General features: G+C 62.2%; 17 protein-coding genes and 1 pseudogene. 2 read left to right on the top strand and 16 right to left on the bottom strand.

Translation table 11 applies throughout. From position 1 onward, the window contains the following. Positions 1-173 precede the first annotated feature (173 nt). The gene (locus D6M19_RS33355; RefSeq protein WP_123029572.1) at positions 174-1,535 is read right to left on the bottom strand and encodes a CehA/McbA family metallohydrolase; all 1,362 of its coding nucleotides are present in this window, start codon (positions 1,533-1,535) and stop codon (positions 174-176) included. A gap of 110 nt (positions 1,536-1,645) precedes the next feature. Here D6M19_RS33355 and D6M19_RS33350 point away from each other — a divergent pair, with 110 nt between their 5' ends. Both D6M19_RS33350 and D6M19_RS33345 read left to right on the top strand, forming a co-directional pair. Beyond that, the gene (locus D6M19_RS33350; protein ID WP_123029573.1) at positions 1,646-2,452 is read left to right on the top strand and encodes an SGNH/GDSL hydrolase family protein; all 807 of its coding nucleotides are present in this window, start codon (positions 1,646-1,648) and stop codon (positions 2,450-2,452) included. Then, entirely contained in the window at positions 2,347-3,885 is a 1,539-nt protein-coding gene (locus D6M19_RS33345; protein WP_123029571.1) for a purple acid phosphatase family protein, read from the top strand. The genes D6M19_RS33350 and D6M19_RS33345 overlap by 106 nt, the downstream gene beginning before the upstream one ends. Here D6M19_RS33345 and D6M19_RS33340 read toward each other — a convergent pair. The 15 genes and pseudogenes from D6M19_RS33340 to D6M19_RS33270 form a co-directional block, all read right to left on the bottom strand. Beyond that, complete coding sequence (locus D6M19_RS33340; RefSeq protein ID WP_123029570.1) at positions 3,882-4,742, bottom strand: TrmH family RNA methyltransferase; 861 nt, start codon at positions 4,740-4,742, stop codon at positions 3,882-3,884. The two genes, D6M19_RS33345 and D6M19_RS33340, sit on opposite strands and share 4 nt — an antisense overlap. Next, positions 4,637-5,131, bottom strand: a pseudogene (locus tag D6M19_RS33335) (class I tRNA ligase family protein); the annotation flags it as partial. The pseudogene D6M19_RS33335 and the gene D6M19_RS33340, both read right to left, overlap by 106 nt. Positions 5,132-5,288: 157 nt before the next feature. Then, a complete protein-coding gene (locus D6M19_RS33330) occupies positions 5,289-5,861 on the bottom strand; it encodes a helix-turn-helix domain-containing protein (protein WP_123029569.1) in 573 nt (190 codons plus the stop codon). Positions 5,862-5,956: 95 nt separating this feature from the next. After that, positions 5,957-6,847, bottom strand: coding sequence for a dihydrodipicolinate synthase family protein (locus tag D6M19_RS33325; RefSeq protein WP_123029568.1), 891 nt, complete (start codon positions 6,845-6,847; stop codon positions 5,957-5,959). 31 nt (positions 6,848-6,878) lie between these two features. Beyond that, positions 6,879-7,664, bottom strand: coding sequence for an aldolase (locus tag D6M19_RS33320; protein ID WP_123029567.1), 786 nt, complete (start codon positions 7,662-7,664; stop codon positions 6,879-6,881). Positions 7,665-7,750: 86 nt separating this feature from the next. After that, the gene (locus D6M19_RS33315) at positions 7,751-8,347 is read right to left on the bottom strand and encodes a sigma 54 modulation/S30EA ribosomal C-terminal domain-containing protein (protein WP_234835165.1); all 597 of its coding nucleotides are present in this window, start codon (positions 8,345-8,347) and stop codon (positions 7,751-7,753) included. A 260-nt stretch (positions 8,348-8,607) separates the two neighbouring features. Beyond that, positions 8,608-9,012: a hypothetical protein gene (locus D6M19_RS33310; RefSeq protein ID WP_123029565.1), complete on the bottom strand. Its 405-nt coding sequence runs from the start codon at positions 9,010-9,012 to the stop codon at positions 8,608-8,610. A 32-nt stretch (positions 9,013-9,044) separates the two neighbouring features. Further along, positions 9,045-10,604, bottom strand: coding sequence for a sodium:solute symporter family protein (locus D6M19_RS33305; RefSeq protein ID WP_123029564.1), 1,560 nt, complete (start codon positions 10,602-10,604; stop codon positions 9,045-9,047). 91 nt (positions 10,605-10,695) lie between these two features. Further along, positions 10,696-11,247 carry a methane monooxygenase gene (locus D6M19_RS33300; RefSeq protein WP_123029563.1) on the bottom strand — a complete coding sequence of 184 codons (552 nt, stop codon included), beginning with the start codon at positions 11,245-11,247 and terminating at the stop codon, positions 10,696-10,698. Further along, entirely contained in the window at positions 11,244-12,272 is a 1,029-nt protein-coding gene (locus D6M19_RS33295; protein WP_123029562.1) for an FAD-binding oxidoreductase, read from the bottom strand. The genes D6M19_RS33300 and D6M19_RS33295 overlap by 4 nt, the downstream gene beginning before the upstream one ends. Beyond that, the gene (locus tag D6M19_RS33290) at positions 12,269-12,694 is read right to left on the bottom strand and encodes an MmoB/DmpM family protein (protein ID WP_123029561.1); all 426 of its coding nucleotides are present in this window, start codon (positions 12,692-12,694) and stop codon (positions 12,269-12,271) included. Before D6M19_RS33290 ends, D6M19_RS33295 begins: the two co-directional genes overlap by 4 nt. Continuing rightward, positions 12,691-13,869, bottom strand: a complete 1,179-nt coding sequence (locus D6M19_RS33285; RefSeq protein WP_123029560.1) for a ferritin family protein — start codon at positions 13,867-13,869, stop codon at positions 12,691-12,693. The genes D6M19_RS33290 and D6M19_RS33285 overlap by 4 nt, the downstream gene beginning before the upstream one ends. Positions 13,870-13,875: 6 nt before the next feature. Continuing rightward, entirely contained in the window at positions 13,876-15,471 is a 1,596-nt protein-coding gene (locus tag D6M19_RS33280; RefSeq protein ID WP_123029559.1) for a ferritin family protein, read from the bottom strand. Between the two features lie 547 nt (positions 15,472-16,018). Beyond that, positions 16,019-16,966 carry a 23S rRNA (guanosine(2251)-2'-O)-methyltransferase RlmB gene (gene rlmB, locus D6M19_RS33275; RefSeq protein WP_123029558.1) on the bottom strand — a complete coding sequence of 316 codons (948 nt, stop codon included), beginning with the start codon at positions 16,964-16,966 and terminating at the stop codon, positions 16,019-16,021. Positions 16,967-16,973: 7 nt separating this feature from the next. Further along, the coding region (locus tag D6M19_RS33270; RefSeq protein WP_327389846.1) for a CysS/YqeB C-terminal domain-containing protein at positions 16,974-17,449 on the bottom strand (476 nt) is incomplete at its 5' end.

The raw sequence follows: 17,449 nt of genomic DNA, 5'->3' as shown, positions 1-17,449 counted from the left end.
CCTGGAACGTCACCACCGCCGAACTCCCACCCGCCACCGGCCAACCACCCCCACCCAACGCCGAACATCGCGGCCTGATGATGCCCCGCCGACAACGCACCCGCGCAGCCGACGAAGCCGCGCGCATCCAAGCCGAACGCAGACTCAACGAAGTCGACATCCCGCCCTACTAGCTAGATCAAAGATGGACGGTTGGCGTTCAGCCACATCGGGTTTGAGAGCGCCACCATTGAAGGGAAGCGCGCGCGGCGCCGCACCTCCACCCTGGCGAACCGAGCCGTCCCGCTCGCTGCCGTCCATGTCAGGCCGCCTACCCCGTCGTCGTCGGTCTTGGCCCGACCAACACAGCCGCCGTCGGTGATGAGGGAGATCGTGCAATTGGGCGCGCCGCGCGCCTCTGCGGCAACAGTGACCGTGTTGCAGTCGTGGGACGCGTTGAGCACCAACGACACTGCGCCCGACTCGGCCACATAACAGCGACCCCGCCGCAGGCCGTCGACGATCCCCGGCGTCGACAGTTCCTCGGCGAAGACGATGGTCTGCGGTCGCCCGACGGGTTGATCCGAAACATGGGAGTCGCTTCCCCCGACCGCGGTGACTCGTCGCCCCTGCCGCAGCAACTGATGCCAGATACGCAGCGACAGTTCGTCATCGACATTCCACACGCCATTCCACACCTCGATGGCGTCCACGTCGTGGTAGCCGAACTCCCACGCGCAACCCGGAAGCGGCACCGACGGGTGCGCGGCCACCACCAAGCCGCCATCGGCGCGAACCTGTGCGGCATAGTCCGAGAAGACACCGTCGCGCGGGCCGTAGCGCCAGTCGACCCAACCTCCCTGCGGCAGCCCGACCGCCAGCCAGTGGCCGTGGCGGGTGGTCACCTCCTCGCCCGCGATGACCTCCAGGTCGGTGCTGCTGGCGGTCCACGCCCGGTTGGCGGAGTTGGTGTTGTGGTCAGTGGAGACGATGAAATCCAGGCCCGCCGCCTCGGCCGCGGCGGCCATTTCCTCGATCCGGCGACGGCCGTCGGAATGTACTGTGTGAGTGTGTAAGTCGCCCCGGTACCAGCCTGCGCGAGGATCTTTGCACGCGGCGGTGTGTGCACGGGGTTCACCGCGTAAGGACGGCTGCACACCCTCGGTGAGCACGACCTGAGCCTGCCAATCCATTCCCAGCGGGTTGAGCACGACGGGGCCGAGCGCCAGTGCCCATCGGCCGGGGTCGATCGGGCCGGCCAGATAGCCGGGAGTCGCGTTGACCGCCGAGAGCACGAACCCCGCCCGCGCACCTCCCGACCAGCCGCGAAAGCCCGCGGTGTTGCCGAGCTGATGGCCTGCGGGCCCGAAGATGCCGAGGTCCAGCACGTTGCGGCCGATCCCGAGCAGTGAGAACTGATCGTGCGACGTGTGCACGTCGATCCGGTTGATGCCCTCGGGTACGTCGAACGGCACGTACTCCCACTGGTCGATGCCGAACTTGAACCGACCCGAGTACGAAAGGGCGATTCCGGTGTCCGTCCGCAGGGCGGTCATCGGTCCTCTCCTCCCCTTCGGGCACATGATCGGTCGGCTCTGCGTAAGAAATGGTTACGGCGACGCGAACAACGGTGGGACGGTTGACGTCTACTCGCTGATCTGTGGCGATGCGATTAGCGATTCTGCGTGTGATCCGCAAAATTGGAGCCGTGAGCGTGTTCTCTCGGTATGTGGCGCTCGGCGACTCGTTCACCGAAGGTGTTGGTGACCCGTATCCGCAGAGTCCCAACGGTCTGCGTGGTTGGGCTGATCGGGTGGCTTTGTCGCTGGCACAGATGAACCCCGAGCTGCGTTACGCCAATCTCGCGGTACGTGGAAGGCGAATGGACGAGATCCTCGACGAACAGCTTCAGACCGCCGTCATGCTCGAACCGGATCTGGTCACCATCTATGCGGGCATGAACAACCTGCTCCTGCCTCGCAACGACGTCGACGCCATGATGGCCAGGTACGCCGATGGGCTCAAGACGCTGCAGCAGACCGGTGCCGTCGTGCTCACCTTCACGGCAGCAGATCTCGGTACTGTGCCGCTGTTCCGGTGGCTGCGCGGCCGCGCAGCGGTGTACAACGAACTGCTGCGCGGTATCGCCGACGACCTCGACCTAACTCTTGTCGACTTCTGGCGTTATTCGGAGTTCCAGGACTCGCGACTGTGGGACAGCGACCGCATCCATCTTTCGCCACTGGGGCATGAGCGCTTCGCTGCGAGAGTCCTCGACAGACTTGCGATTTCACACGAGCTCACCTCGCGATCAGCTGCTCTGCTTTCGTCGGCCCCGCCCGTGCGGGACTTCCGGTCCAACCTGCGATGGACCGCGGCGTTCGCGGCGCCCTGGTTGGCGAAGCGGATGAGGAGAGCCAAACCGGGTGCGGGCATGGCGCCGAAGCTGACGACCCTGACGAAGGTAATGTGATGGCGCTCGCGATCGATTCACAGCCAGTGGGCGGCCTCCATCTCCAGTTCGGCGCCGACGCGTCGACAGAGGTCGTGGTGTCTTGGCACACCCGCACCCCGGTCGCCAGGCCGCGCGTGGATTTCGGCACACCCCACGACGGGCTCGGCCGACTGGTCGCCGCCGAGACGAGCGCTTACCGCGACGCGGTGTCAGGGAAGGCGGTCTACGCACACCACGCCAGGATCACCGGACTGTGTCCCGATGCGCACTACGTCTACGCGGCGATGCACGATGGTGCCGATCCCGCGGTGGGGACGCTACGGACGGCGCCTCGGGGGCGCGCAGCGCTGAGGTTCACCAGCTTCGGTGACCAGTCGACCCCGACGCTGGATGCGTCGGTCGCGCGCGCCTTCGGGCGCGACAACCGCGGTTCCCCCTCCGCAGGCGACATCACGAGTGCGGTTGAGCATGCCGCGCCGCTGTTCAACCTGGTCAATGGCGACCTCTGCTATGCGAACCTGTCACGTGACCGGGTGAAGACATGGTCCGATTGGTTCGAGAACAACTCGAGGTCAGCGAGATACCGGCCGTGGATGCCCGCGGCAGGCAATCATGAGAACGAACTCGGTAACGGGCCGGTCGGCTACCAGGCGTTCCAGACCTACTTCGCAGTGCCTGATTCCGGCGCCGACGCAGAGCTGCGCGGCCTGTGGTACGCGTTCACGGCGGGCTCGGTGCGGGTGATCGTCCTCGCCAACGACGATATCTGCTACCAGGATGGCGGCAATTCGTACGTTCGTGGTTATTCCGGCGGGGGCCAAAAGCGCTGGCTTGAAGGTGAACTCGCGCGCACGCGCTCCGATCACAGCATCGACTGGATCGTGGTGTGCATGCACCAGACAGCGGTTTCGACCGGCAACCGAACCAACGGCGCCGATTTGTCGATCCGGGAGATGTGGATGCCGCTGTTCGATCGCTATGGAGTGGACCTGGTGGTGTGCGGGCACGAGCACCACTACGAGCGGTCTCACGCGATCCGGGGCATTCTGCCCAGTGACACGCTCACACCGCTGCCCGTCGACAGCGGGACGGACGTCATCGACACCAGCCTCGGAACGGTGCATCTGGTCATCGGGGGCGGTGGGACGTCCATCCCGTCCAACGGCATGTTGTTCCGGGAGGCGCGCTGCCGGGTACTCAGCGGTGTCGGCGACATCGATCCGGCGACTGGGCGCAAATCGCCCCGGTACGTCGAGGAGTCGGCGCCGTGGTCTGCGTTCCGCGACATGCATAACCCGTGCGGCTTCGTGGCATTCGATGTCGACCCCGGCGTCCCCGGCGGGCGGACAACGATTGCGGCGACGTATTACGCGGTCAATGGCCTGCTCGGCGCGGCAGTCCCGGTCGACAAGTTCACGTTGACCAGGCCGCGGCGCGACTCGGTGCGCTAACCCCGTCGCTGGCGGGCGATCTCGGCCAGCACCACGCCCGCGGCTACTGAGGCGTTGAGCGACTCCGTCGGCCCCGCCATCGGGATGGACACCACCGTGTCGCAGTTTTCCCGCACCAGCCGAGACAGGCCTTTGCCCTCGGAGCCGACGACCAGGACCATCGGGCCTGTTCCGTCGAGGTCGTCGAGCGTGGTGTCACCGTCCGCGTCGAGCCCGATCACCTGAAGGCCCGCATCGTGCCAACTCTTCAGAGCCCGAGTGAGATTCGTCGCCCTGGCCACCGGCAGCCTGGCGGCGGCACCGGCACTTGTGCGCCAGGCAACGGCGGTAACGTCGGAGATGTTGTCCAATGCGACAAGGAGAGCCGGCTTGCTGTCCTTGGTCGCGGCGGCGAGCAGGTCGTCGGGGTGAGCGTATTGGTAGGGCGGAACCTGCAGCGCGATTCCCTGGTTCAGTCCGTTCGCACTGATGCGATCCAGGTCGCCCCGTGGCACCTCAAGAATGGATATCCCGGCATCGGCTGCGCGCCTTACCGATTCGGTCAGGCGTTCGTCGGCGTCAGTGCCCAGCGCCACGTAGAGCGCGGTCGCTGGAACACCCGCGCGCAGGCACTCCAGCACGGGGTTGCGGCCGAGCACCACCTCGGTTTCGTCGGTGCGCTTCTGTTGCCTGCGCTGCTGTTGGTTCTTGGCGGCACGCTTTGCAGCCTTGGCGGCGGGATGGTTGGGCCGCTGGTGTGCGGGCGGTGTGGCGCCTCCAACGCCCGATTGCCTTCCGCACGTGCGGCGTGTATCTCGGCGAGCGCGATGGGCACCGCAAGGTCGTCGTCGAGCGCGGCGGCGAACGCGGCCGTCCATTCGCCCGGCTCGACGGCGCCGACCCGGTTGCGCACCCGATGCAGGAAATCCTCGATGCCGGTGTATGCCTTCGCCGCGTCCTGCAGTGCGGTCTCGGAGAACTCCAGCATCGAGCGGTAGTGCGCGCTGCCGAGGTAGTACCGCAGCTCGGCCGGCCGAACCCGTTGCAGCACAGCGGGTATGGCCAGCACATTGCCAAGCGACTTGCTCATCTTCTCGCCGCCCATGGTCACCCAGCCGTTGTGCAACCAGAAGCGGGCGAACCGGTCACCGACGGCTTCGGCCTGAGCGATCTCGTTCTCGTGGTGCGGGAAGATCAGGTCCATTCCGCCTGCGTGAATGTCGAATTCGGGGCCAAGGTATGCCTCGCACATCGCGACGCATCCGGTGCTTGTCGGGGTCGCGAGTACACTCGAGTCCACAGGGTGCAGGGCCATCTCGAGGTCAATCAGCCGAGAATGTTACAACGAGTGGAGGCTACTCGAGTCGCCTCGTGTACCTGGTCGCGCTGGCCGACAATTCGCTGTGAACCAGCCGTCGCACAGGTCAGTGTCGAATTCTCGCCAAATCGGTCTGATCAGTCGCCGCGACAAGTAGGACTTCGGTGACTACCCGTGATGTCATCCGGTGTGGTCGTGCAGCATTGAAGTGAACCGCGGTATGGGCAGGTATCGAATACTTGACGTCGTCATACTCCAGTTGGAGCGTGCCGCTGAGTACATATAGCCATTCTTCACCCCGGTGCTGTGCGGGAACTCCGCCAGGCCTGTTCGGCTTCACTCGAACCCTAAGGGCTTCTATGCTGCCCGAGTTGAGAAAGCCACTGCAGACGGCGATTTCGAGCCCTCCCGCAGAGTGGCGTGGCACGTCCACGGGGAAGGTCGCTAATTCGGGACCAGCACCGTCCTCACCAAGGATAGTGCTGACCCGAACGCTCAGTGCAGCAGCGAGGTCAACCAATGCACCGATAGAGGCTTGGCGCTCACCGGATTCCAGACGCGACAGATGCGCTTTGGATAGCCCGGACAATTCGGCGACCTGATCAAGCGTCAACCCCCTTGCTTCGCGTGCCGATTTCAATCGCGGCCCCACCGCGTCGAGATCTACAACCGACGTCATGACCGCACACTATCCAAGTGTTGACCCCAAGGCAACACGCGGGTGTGGCCGCATTGCCATGACCTGGGGTGTCCCAAACCCATGCCATCCGACGCTCACGCCTGGGCCATCATTGCCTGGAGTTCACCGCTAGCGGAGGCCTCCAGCGGCAGCAGAGGGGGCCGCGGATCACCGGCTTCGACGCCCAGCAGCCGTAGACCGGCTTTCACCGTCGTCGGCAGTCCACCGCCAACTATGAACCGCAACAAAGGCGCTAGATCGCCGTAAATCTTTTCCGCGCCTTCGATATTGCCCTCCTTGACTGCGGCGTACAGGTCAAGGCAGGGTTGGGCGCGCAGGTTCGGCGCGGCGGTACACCAGCCGCTGGCACCTGCGGTCAGTGCCTTGAGAACCAGCGGATTGCTACCGTTGTAGAAAGGCAGCGAACCGCTCGAGAGTGCTTTAATGCGCAGCATTCGCTCAAGGTCACCGGTCGACTCCTTGACCATGGTGAGATTGTCTATGGCAGTGAACATCTCAACGAGCAACTCTGGGCTCATATCGATGCCGCTTGTGGCTGGATTGTTGTAGGCCATAATCGGAATCCCAATTGCCGCGCCAATTGCAGCGTAGTGCTGGAAGATCTCCCGTTCGGTCAACGGCCAGTAGGAAACTGGCAACACCATCACAGCGTCGGCACCCGCCTGTTGTGCATACTTGGCACGACGAATGGTGTTCGCCGTAGTCAGGTCGGAAGCGCCCACGATGACCGGCACGCGCCCGGCGACGGCACCGACTGTGGTGTCGACGACGCTGTCGAACTCGTACTCGTTTAGGTAGGCCGCTTCGCCGGTGCTGCCCAAGGGGGCTATCGCATGGACCCCCGCGGTGACCAAAGACTCAACCATTGCCTTCAGGGTCGCCGTTTCAACGGCGCTCCCCTCCGCGGTGAAGGGTGTGACCGGGTAAGCGATGACTCCGTAGAATTCGGCTCCGGTGTATGCCATGAGGGGTTCCTTTCGTGAGATGACTTGCGGATCAGTCAGTTACGGCGTCGGGATGGCGGGACAATGTCTGCCGTGCGTAGTATGCGAAGTTGGCCTGACTACGCTTTGGCGTGAGGGTCCAATCATGGGCCTCGCGTGCGAGAGTCTCCGGAATCGGAGCGATGGTGCCAGCTGCCATTGCTGCCAGTTGGAGCTTGGCCCCCCGTTCGATAAGCATCGCAAGCGAACAAGCCTCTTCGACGCTTGTACCGGCGATTACGTGGCCGTGGTGGGCCAGCAGGACAGCCCTCTTGTCGCCGAGTGCAGCACTGATGATCTCGCCCTCTTCGTTGCCGACGGGTATCCCGGGCCAGTCGGGCATGAAAGCGCAATCATCGTAAAGCGGTGTCAGATCCATATGCGACACGACCAGAGGTACTTTGAGCATGGAAAGGGCCGCAACATGGAAAGGGTGGGTGTGCACGATGCACTGCACATCGGGCCGAGCTCGGTAGATCCAGGAGTGAAAGCGGTTGGCGGGATTGGCCATTCCGTCCCCATCGAGAACATTGAGATCCTCGTCGACCAGTAGAAGATTTCCGGCGGTGACTTCATCGAATCCCAAACCGAGCCGCTGGGTCAGATATGTCGCCGTGTGGTCACCGCGCGCGGTGATCTGTCCGGCCAACCCGGAGTCATGCCCGGCGTCAAATAACGCGCGACAAGTCAGTGCGACCTTCTGGCGGATCGTCAGAGTCGAATCGGCAATGTGTTGACTCATGTTGTCCAATGCGCGGCGCATGAGCACTTCTTTGGGTTCATCGAGGGTGCTACTCACCAGGTAAGTCCTCCCGCTGCAGTGTGTTACAACAATTCTTGTCCTGACCGCCTGAATCTGGAGCGGTCGCCAGCCGTCTTGATTGCTCAATCATCGTTGTGGCGGATTCCCTTGGGCACAACCAGACTCAGGTTCCCGTCACAGCGGGGATGCAGTAGGTGGCCGCGACCACTGGTCGTGTCGGTGAAGAAGAGGAAGCGCAACTGATGTGAACAGACTCGATCCAGAGCATCGCTCACGGAGATTGTCGGGGTGCGAAACGAGTTCACGACGATTCGCGGCTTGTCGTCGGGCACTCCCGAAGGCCAGCGCAGCCAGGCCGGTGGATACATCCGGCGCTGTCGAGATAGCCTCATCCCGGATGGCCCGGCCCGGTACACGATTGCGTCTTCACCTGTTTCCTTGTCGTTGAACAGGTGCACGTCATAGTCCATGGCATCCATCGCCCGCACCGCCTGTAGCGGCGTGCAGCAAACCGGTGTCACCATCTTGAACCGAGTGATCTTCGCCCCCGTCGGGGGTGGCACCTGCCAGCGCGATAGATCGGGCCACTGAGGTGGCCGCCACGACCCCCACAGCTGTGAGACTCGGTCGTCCAACCGCGCCAGCACTGTCGAAAAGTCGTCTGCGCCGGCGATGACTGCCTGGACCCGCGCATCGGTGCCTTCCACTTTCAGATTCACTTGCACCCGTAGGTTGCCTGCACAGCCGAAGGCCGTTAATCGGATCCGCGCGCTCTGAGCAGCGTTGTGCTTCAACAAGATTTGCCCCACTTCACGGGCGATCCGACCGGCCTGCCACTTTGCGACGGCACCAATGGGGTAGACAAGAACTTCCGGGAACTCCGGCGCCACCGATGGATTGGGGTAGGCACCGCGCGACATGTCCAGGTCCTTTACACATGGGCGGGTAAGAAGGCGGAGGCCATCTGACGGCTCATTGGTCACTTCGCGGTGGGCGGCACCATGGTGCGCCGATCGTCTCGCGTGGCGGCAGAGGTCGTCCCGGCTCGGTGCTCGGTACGCAACTCGATCACGAACGCGATGATCACGGCCGCTGCTGTGCCAAGGCCGCTGAAGGCCATCAGGTACCAGAACGTGCCGCTGTAGGACGCGATGACCAGAATGACAAATGACGCGAGTACGGCGAGACCGGCTTTCCAGCTGAATCCTGGAACCACAGCAACAGCTTCTGGGGTGGTAGCTCCCTCACCGCCTTCGGGATCATCGAGTTCCCAACCTCCCACGATCAATTCGCGACGGATTCGCAAGAAGCTCATAGTGCCGGCAATGAGGTAGACCACAGCGAGAACCAGCCCGATTCCGGCGCCGATGTAAAAAGTGACCACGGTAGTACCGCCTTTCTGATTGCTGTTTGGATCTACTGTTGGCCGGCGGGGTCGGGCACGACATGGTCCGACAACGCCGATGGTGAGTCTTCGGCGGTCGACCTGCCGCCTCCTCGTTCCAACAGAGCGGATTTGCCTTCAGCCAGCGTGTCGAAGTCGAAGACGGTCTTTGCCCGCAGACTGACGAAGACCGACACCAGCGTCGAGGCGGCAATTAGGGCGATCATTCCGAACAAGGGCCCGTAGGTTGGGCCCATGGTTTCGCGTATGGGGCCCCCGACGACCATCCCGGCGAGGACCCCGGACACGTAACCGGTGCCGGTCATCCGCGACCAGAAGATGCTCAACGTGACCGGCACCAGCAGGCTCGTCCCATAGAAATAGACGGTAGTGACGAGTTGGACGTAGTCGATGCCGGTCAGGACTACGCCACCGGCTACAGCAGCGGCAACGAGCATGCTGGTCTTGGTGATTGCGAGCAAGGTTCGCTCGGATACCGCGGGCCAGTAGCGGTCGACGATGTCGACGGCGACCAGCGACGTGACACCGGAGAGCGCTCCGTCGATCGCGGCGAAACATGCGTTCACGACCACCAGCGTGTAGAGCGCGATGATCACAACCGGCAGCCCGAGGCTGGCGATCACGTGCGGGCCAACTGCACCGGCGCCCAGCGATCCCAGCTCCTCCGGTGTCACGTGATAGGCCACGCCTATGAAGCCGATCAGACCCAGTGCCATAGGGATGGGGTAGAACCAGATTCCCGCCCACAGGAAACTGCGACCCAGATCCTTTGGCCGAATGGCCCACACTCGTTGCCAAAACGATTGATCAGCAATGACATTGGTCAACAATCCCAGGGCCAGCGCAAAGCCGAAGCTCGCCGCGGTGACAGGGTTGAATGGGTTGAGGTGCTGGTCGCCCAGCGCATCGACCTCATCGAACACCAGCTGCGCGCCGCCGGCCTTGGCCAGGGCAAAGAGCACGACGATGGAGGAACCGACCCCCAGCAGGAGGGTGTTCAGGGTTCCGGTCACCGCCGACGTCGTCAGGCCGCCGAAGTATGAGTAGACGGTCACGACGACGATGCCGATGATCACGATGCTGACCGGAGTCAGCCCGAAGATCGTTCGCATCACCAAAACCAGGCCGGCCAGGTTAATCATGATCACGCCGAGCAGGGCGAGGATCAAGAACACCAGAGTGGCGACACTGCTGAGCCCCATTTGGAACCGGGCTCGAATGAACTCGGCCAGTGTGTAGCCGGCCGGCATCTTCTGCCGAACTTTTAGCCCAAACGGCACCATAATGATTACTGCGAGGCCGTTTGGCACGATGAACCAAAGCAGTCCTGACGTGCCCCACGTGTACGCTTGTGCAGAAGACAGCATGACTGCCATCGACCACGTCCACACCGAAATAAGGGACGCGACACCAAAGCCGAAACCGAGCAGACGACCCGATATCACAAAATTGTGGGTTGTCTTGACCGCCCCTTTTACAGCGAGCGCGATAAGCAGCAGCACTACACCGGGACCGAACAATAGTAGGTAACCTAGCCCGTTCGACTGCTGTAAGAACTCAAGTTTTGGCACGATTTGGCCTCCTTTGGTCGTGATGAATTCTGGGAGCGGGCAGCGTCGCCTGCCGCCAACAACAATTTGGCGTCGTTTGTGTGTGCAGTTGTTAGCTGATAGCGATGTCGGTGGTGATTACGGATGCGTTTCTGCGACGGCGCAGATCGTCCAAAGGCTCGTCGAACCAGCCCTTGCAGCGCAATTTGATGAGAATCTCCGCCAGCTGTGTCTCGGTTCTCATGAACGGCACGGTTGGCATCATCGGCGGTTTGAACCGCCGGCGGAATGCCATGACCACTGCTTCCAAATCCTCGACGCTGTTCGCGGCCGTCGCATCAGCGAGCGCCGCTGCGCACACCTCTTCGATCGATTCACCCGTCAGGGTCATCGTCTCGATCGACTCAGAGCTGAGTTCGGCGAATCGCAGCACCGCAACCCGATCCTCGATGCGTGCTTCGATCCATAGAAAGTCCGTTTCCTCAAGAGGGTTGCCGCCGCGGCCGTTTCGCCAAGCGGTGAGCAGTCCGACCGAGTCCTGCAGCGTTGCGACTTGAGTGAGTCGTGCCGTCCATTCCCCGCGCAGGCTTTGGTCGCCATAGGGCGGATAGCTGGTGCGCGGCGTCGCTCCGGCGTTGGCCTTGGCCCTGGCCCTTCTAGTCATTGCTGGCCCTCTCTTGTCTCGACGAAGCGCTCGGCGTGGATCCGGCCGCGCGGCACATCCCGTTCGGTCAAGTGCGCCTCACACGCGCTGACCAAGCCGGGTGGTCCACATAGGTAGAAAGACGCCGACGGCTCGACAGAGTTAAGATGTGCCGTCACGCCACCGACGGGTCCTGCCCACACCGGGGTGGGGTTTCCGACGGTCGCAATCACGTCGAGATATGGCATGACTGACTGGATTTCGGAAAGTTCTTCCGAACACAGCAAATCTAGATCCGTTTTGGCGCCGAACACCAATGTCGCCGTGGTAGCCGGTGCTTTGGTCGCGAGCTCACGTAGCATCGCAAGCACGGGCGCAAGTCCCGTTCCGCCAGCAACGAAGACAGGATTGGTGCATCCGCGAAACGTGAAGTGTCCGTATGGCCCACGGATTCGCACGGGCTCACCTAGCGCTGTCCCCGCCGCGACATGACCGGAGAAACGGCCCTCCGGCAGCAGGCGTATCAGGAACTCCAACTCGCGGTCGGCGCCGCAGACGTTGGCCATGGAATAGGCTCGCGTAACGCCGATCGTGGTCAGTGTCACCTGAGCGTACTGACCGGCTTCCCACTGCAACGGCGCCTGAGCAGCATTGGTACGGACCATGACTCGCGCCACACTGTCCGACAGGGATTCGATCGCGACAATCTGTCCGTTGCGGGTGCCTTCTTCGTAGCGCCCCACACGGTCTGCTGGGTAATCGAAGTCGATCTCGAGATCGCTTGACGGACGCAACCGGCACGTCAGAATCAGGCCATCGTCTTCCTCGGCGTCACTCAAGGCATGTGGGCTGTGCGGGAGCAGTTGGTCGTATTCGCCGTCCACCAGAAAGCCACGACATGTCGAACAGCTGCCCTCACGACAATCGCTGAGAAGTAGATACCCTTGCCTGAGCGCCGCCGTGATGACGTCTTCGTCATCACGGCACACGATATCGATGCGATCGGCGCCTTCAAACGTCAACGCCACCTTGTGTTCACGGGTCATCGTGGGAGTTCACGCTCCCACCCGATAAGGTCGGTGGTGATTGCAAATATATCTCCATCGACATAGGCACGACCGATCGTTGTCGACACGTTGACCAACAGGTCGTACACCGAAAACGGACGTCCCAATAGCTCACTGATCTCGTATGCGTCGATCTCGAAGCCTTCCTCGCAGTCAATGCGATAGAAAGTTCCACAGTCTTCGATGGTGAAGCTCGGGTCATCGGAGTACCGCTCCTCAAGCCACTCGACCGTCGCCTCGATTTCGTCGGCCTTCGTCAGTGTCAGCACTACGCGCCGAGACTCGACCACGCCGGCATCACTGAACATATTGGCTCGAACTTGGTCGGCATCGATGTTGGTAACGCGCCGCTCGACGGATGCGCCGTACGAGTCGTGCCGGCTGACGCTGGCCTCGGTCATATCGAGCTCGCAACGGTTGTCGGGCAGCCATCGTAGATCTCCAAGACATCCTGCACCGTTATGTCGGACCCCCAGACTGAGGCAAACTCGTTGACCCAGTCCTCTGCAAGCATCTCGAAGATCCTGCGCGGTGAGTCAACCGCGGCGTTCTTCAACACTTCCGTCGATCCGTATACGTTGGATATGTTCGCAACGGCTTCGACCGTGCGCGGCAACCACCGCCGCGCCCACCAAGCCATGACCTGTCGGTTGTACGAACCGAACTCGGGGTCAGACCCGAGTATCCGACCGAAGAGTTCCTTGATCCAGATCTTCGCCATCTCTGCGGAGCGCAGTGACGGCCATATCACTTGAGGTGTGAGTTGGTCACCGTGAGTTGGCGCGAACCGGTAGAAGTACTCGTCACGAATAAATCGCCCGAAGAGCGGCTCGTAGATCATTCCAAGCGCGAAGATGACTTCGATATGGTCGTAGCCGTCGCGCCAGAGGTGTTCGACGAACGTCCTCGCCCCGGCAAAGTCAGGGCTGTTGAGCCACAACTGCTTGGCCGGCGCCACCTCGGCGAGCGATTCGGAGATGGCCTGCCCGAGGTATACCTTCTCGGCCTGAATCTGCTGTGAGCTGTCAAGCAGATCAAGCGCCCAGTTGACCACTGCTACCCTCAGCGTGTCCACGAGGCAGTCTCGGATGGCGGAATTCAACGCCATGAAGAGCCCATAGTCGTGTAACGCTAAGGCGCCCAGGTAATCTCCGATCATCGTATGGATCCATACGGGGTCCGCACGCCGCGTAAGATCGCGGCTGTTGAAGGTTGAGAACAACCGACCTGCGTTACGCCATTCATCGGCCTTTTCGGCCACGTACGGCTTCTGCCAACGGCCTTCAGGGTCGCGGAATGCGAACCAGTCGGTGCAGCGCGACTCAGTGAAGTAGTTCTCCCACGCCCCTCGTCCTCCGGGGAAGCGTGTGGACCAGCCGCCTACACCGATGCCGCCCCTGATCCAATCGGGATTCGGCTGGCTGTAGAGGAGGACTTGTTCGTACTCAGAGATCCTGCGGCCGTAGGGGGAGGCGAAATGTATTGGAGTTCGCTCGGTTTCAAGCGGTTCGCGCTGCACATCATGCGCAGGGTTGAGCAGAGTGCGTCGGTAGGTGTTCGATGCGGTGTTTGACATGTGCGGTCAGAACTTCTGGAAGCTTACGCCGGCAACATGCGGATCCCGGATGACGATATTGCATGCCGCCAAGTCATCCAGTGTCCACATGCGCTCGCTGTCCAGATGCGGTTGGGCGACCAGCGTTCGGCCGTCGCTTCGTACACCGCCCACGGCTCGGATGATCTCGGACAATTCCCATCCGTCGAAGATCTCCAAGAAGTTCTGCCCGGTGTAGCGTTCAGGCTCCTGCAAGTACATGCGTTCGCACCAATCTGAACACAGCGCATGCTTGCGTCCGCCGTAGTCGATGATCCTCGTCTCAACTGCCGCGGTGCTTTGCGGCGATTGGGGCGCAAGGTCCATAAGGGGGGACTGGCACACCCGGCAGATGTGGAGAACCTTTCCGAGTTCGATCAGGTGCTCAACGGGGCTGGTGTGATTACTGGGATCCTCGACTCCAATTTCTTTCCACCGGTCGAATATCCGACCCATCGAGCTGTACCAGCCTGGATAGTGCCTCTCGAACCATTCCTTGTCAGTATCGTTCGGCAGTTCCATCCGATAGCCGATGAATGGCCAGAGCGAGTAGGCGATTGCAAATGAATTGTGGTGTGCCCAATAGGCATCGCGCTTTGCGTCACCGAGATTGCGCGGAGATTCCAAACCGAACTTGGAGAACCGGCCCATCCAGATGCCGCCCCAGTCTTCGATGACCCAGTCGTTCCATGTCTTTGCCCATGGTTCGGCACGGTTGACGGCACCGTACTCGAATGACCGGCCGACCATCGAACTGAACCCGCGGTGTTGAATCCAGAAGGCGTTTTCGAGGTCAGTCTGCAAGTACTGCATGTTCTCGTCGTTATCGATGACTGAGACGATCGTCTGATAGCCGTTGGCCATATGCCTGAGTTCATCGGACTGAATGGACAGGAAGACGGTCGGCGTAACCTCGTCGCCGTTGGCGGCCGCCCACTCAGTCATGGCTACCACTAACGGATTGGTGAAACAGGCCTCCGCAACCAACTGCAGATTGAGCGAGATCAAGACTGGATCGCCGGATACGAACGTCTCACAAGCTTGTTGCCTATTGTTCCAAAAGAGCGGATTGCCGTGCCGATGCCCGCGTGCCGCGGTGAACCCCGCCGGATCGTAGTACTGGGATGCGAAGTACTTTTTCAGATAGCCGAGTTGATTGGTGTGACGAACCTCGTCCTCGACCTGCGCAAGGTAACCATTGCGTTGTTCGGGCGAGACGACGGCGTCCATCAACATCGCAGATCCGCCGATGGAGGCGTACTCACCCAATTCGAGGAATGAGGTGACGAACTTCATCGATTCGGCCCACCGCGGCTCGATGCGTCCACCGGCCTGCAGTCGCGCCAGACTGTCGAGCAGCGATCCGTACTGCCGATCGTCCTTTTCCGTCTCCATTCGGCAGTACTCACCGACGATCAGCTTGAACTGCTCGCGGGTGCCACCGTCGAAGTGGTATTTGGTCGGGTACTTCGAGCGTCCGCCCGGGACCTGCCATCCCATGTCTTGGATCCAGCGGTGGACATCCTGGGCCCCGACTTGTAGCTCCCGTCGCCCCGGTACCCTGATCTCTGGTGTGAGTGTCATTTCGGCTCCTGCTTCGGTGTGGCTCGGCGAACGGTCATCGGGTGGACATATCTGCAGCTGTCTGCGTTGTGCCAGTGCGCCAACGGCACTCAACCTGTGCGGTCTTCTGTCGCTGTGTGGGACCGAGCCTAAGTTCGGTGTTGCCTGCAGAGCAACTCGAGTTGTCAGAAGTTACGTGGTGGAAACCTAGCGTCTCCGATGGCGACGGGGAAGACCGCGCTCGTTAATAACAGCGATACGCACAGACAATTACTGCGTTACCTATGTGGCAACTTTGCTTGCAATAGCGCTTACCGGCTCGTCAAGGTCGAATGAAGGTGCCAGCGACGCAGTTCTGTCGCGATGGCTACTGCGATGTGGGAATCTTGCCGGCGCAGACGGCGGTAGCCGATCAGACATGGTGAGAGTTATTGATAGGCAGCAGATTTGAGCTGCGTCTGGGCACTGGCGTTCTCAAAGACGACGCCCTTGGTGCAGCTTCAATCACGGCGATGAATGACGTCTTCTACCCCGACCAGGGGCCAGCCAGAGGCTGATCTCGTTTGATCTAACCCCGTCGCTGGCGGGCGATCTCGGCCAGCACCACGCCCGCGGCTACCGAGGCGTTGAGCGACTCCGTCGGCCCCGCCATCGGGATGGACACCACCGTGTCGCAGTTTTCCCGCACCAGCCGAGACAGGCCTTTGCCCTCGGAGCCGACGACCAGGACCATCGGGCCTGTTCCGTCGAGGTCGTCGAGCGTGGTGTCACCGTCCGCGTCGAGCCCGATCACCTGAAGGCCCGCATCGTGCCAACTCTTCAGAGCCCGAGTGAGATTCGTCGCCCTGGCCACCGGCAGCCTGGCAGCGGCACCGGCACTTGTGCGCCAGGCAACCGCGGTGACAGACGCCGACCGCCGCTGCGGGATCAGCACGCCGTGCCCGCCGAAGCCCGCCACCGAACGCACGATTGCGCCCAGGTTGCGCGGGTCGGAGATGTTGTCCAATGCGACAAGGAGAGCCGGCTTGCTGTCCTTGGTCGCGGTGGCGAGCAGGTCGTCGGGGTGAGCGTATTGGTAGGGCGGAACCTGCAGCGCGATTCCCTGGTTCAGTCCGTTCGCACTGATGCGATCCAGGTCGCCCCGTGGCACCTCAAGAATGGATATCCCGGCATCGGCTGCGCGCCTTACCGATTCGGTCAGGCGTTCGTCGGCGTCAGTGCCCAGCGCCACGTAGAGCGCGGTCGCTGGAACACCCGCGCGCAGACACTCCAGCACGGGGTTGCGGCCGAGCACCACCTCGGTTTCGTCGGTGCGCTTCTGTTGCCTGCGCTGCTGTTGGTTCTTGGCGGCACGCTTTGCGGCCTTGGCGGCGGGATGGTTGGGCCGTTGGTGTGCGGGCGGTGTGGCGCCGCGCCCTTCCAGACCGCGGCGGCGTACGCCGCCCGATCCGACCTGGGGGCCCTTCTTGGTGCCTGCCTTGCGGACCGCGCCTTTGCGTTGGGAATTGCCTGCCATTTATTTCTCAGTACCCGTCAATCAGCGTCCACTGCGGTCCGTCCGCGGTGTCAGTCACCTCGACGCCCGCATTTTTCAGCCGGTCCCTTATCGCGTCGGCCTCGGCCCAGTCCCTGCGCTCGCGGGCGTCTTGACGACGCTGAATCTCTGCATGCACCAACACATCGACGGCAGCAAGCGCGGCCGAGGCCTCGTCGCGGGACTCCCACCGTTCGTTGAGCGGGTCGCAGCCGAGGATGTCCATCATCGCCCGGATCGAGGAGGCCCGGGACATCGCGGTGTCGTGGTCACCAGCCTCCAACGCCCGATTGCCTTCCGCACGTGCGGCGTGTATCTCGGCGAGCGCGATGGGCACTGCAAGGTCGTCGTCGAGCGCGGCGGCGAACGCGGCCGTCCATTCGCCCGGCTCGACGGCGCCGACCCGGTTGCGCACCCGATGCAGGAAATCCTCGATGCCGGTGTATGCCTTCGCCGCGTCCTGCA

The sequence above is a fragment of the Mycolicibacterium stellerae genome, assembly GCF_003719305.1.
GTDB lineage: Bacteria > Actinomycetota > Actinomycetes > Mycobacteriales > Mycobacteriaceae > Mycobacterium > Mycobacterium stellerae.
Note: the sequence above shows the minus strand (reverse complement) of the source record. Positions and strands in the feature narration are given on the sequence as shown.

What these genes read in the sequence shown, in the direction of transcription:
- D6M19_RS33290 (WP_123029561.1), bottom strand. Translation starts at nt 12,694, where the DNA reads ATGACCGAGGCCAGCGTCAGCCGGCACGACTCGTACGGCGCATCCGTC.
- D6M19_RS33280 (WP_123029559.1), bottom strand. Translation starts at nt 15,471, where the DNA reads ATGACACTCACACCAGAGATCAGGGTACCGGGGCGACGGGAGCTACAA.
- D6M19_RS33295 (WP_123029562.1), bottom strand. Translation starts at nt 12,272, where the DNA reads ATGACCCGTGAACACAAGGTGGCGTTGACGTTTGAAGGCGCCGATCGC.
- D6M19_RS33345 (WP_123029571.1), top strand. Translation starts at nt 2,347, where the DNA reads ATGGACCGCGGCGTTCGCGGCGCCCTGGTTGGCGAAGCGGATGAGGAG.
- rlmB (WP_123029558.1), bottom strand. Translation starts at nt 16,966, where the DNA reads ATGGCAGGCAATTCCCAACGCAAAGGCGCGGTCCGCAAGGCAGGCACC.
- D6M19_RS33340 (WP_123029570.1), bottom strand. Translation starts at nt 4,742, where the DNA reads ATGGACGGCCGCGTTCGCCGCCGCGCTCGACGACGACCTTGCGGTGCC.
- D6M19_RS33350 (WP_123029573.1), top strand. Translation starts at nt 1,646, where the DNA reads ATGCGATTAGCGATTCTGCGTGTGATCCGCAAAATTGGAGCCGTGAGC.
- D6M19_RS33330 (WP_123029569.1), bottom strand. Translation starts at nt 5,861, where the DNA reads ATGACGTCGGTTGTAGATCTCGACGCGGTGGGGCCGCGATTGAAATCG.
- D6M19_RS33325 (WP_123029568.1), bottom strand. Translation starts at nt 6,847, where the DNA reads ATGGCATACACCGGAGCCGAATTCTACGGAGTCATCGCTTACCCGGTC.
- D6M19_RS33285 (WP_123029560.1), bottom strand. Translation starts at nt 13,869, where the DNA reads ATGTCAAACACCGCATCGAACACCTACCGACGCACTCTGCTCAACCCT.
- D6M19_RS33300 (WP_123029563.1), bottom strand. Translation starts at nt 11,247, where the DNA reads ATGACTAGAAGGGCCAGGGCCAAGGCCAACGCCGGAGCGACGCCGCGC.
- D6M19_RS33355 (WP_123029572.1), bottom strand. Translation starts at nt 1,535, where the DNA reads ATGACCGCCCTGCGGACGGACACCGGAATCGCCCTTTCGTACTCGGGT.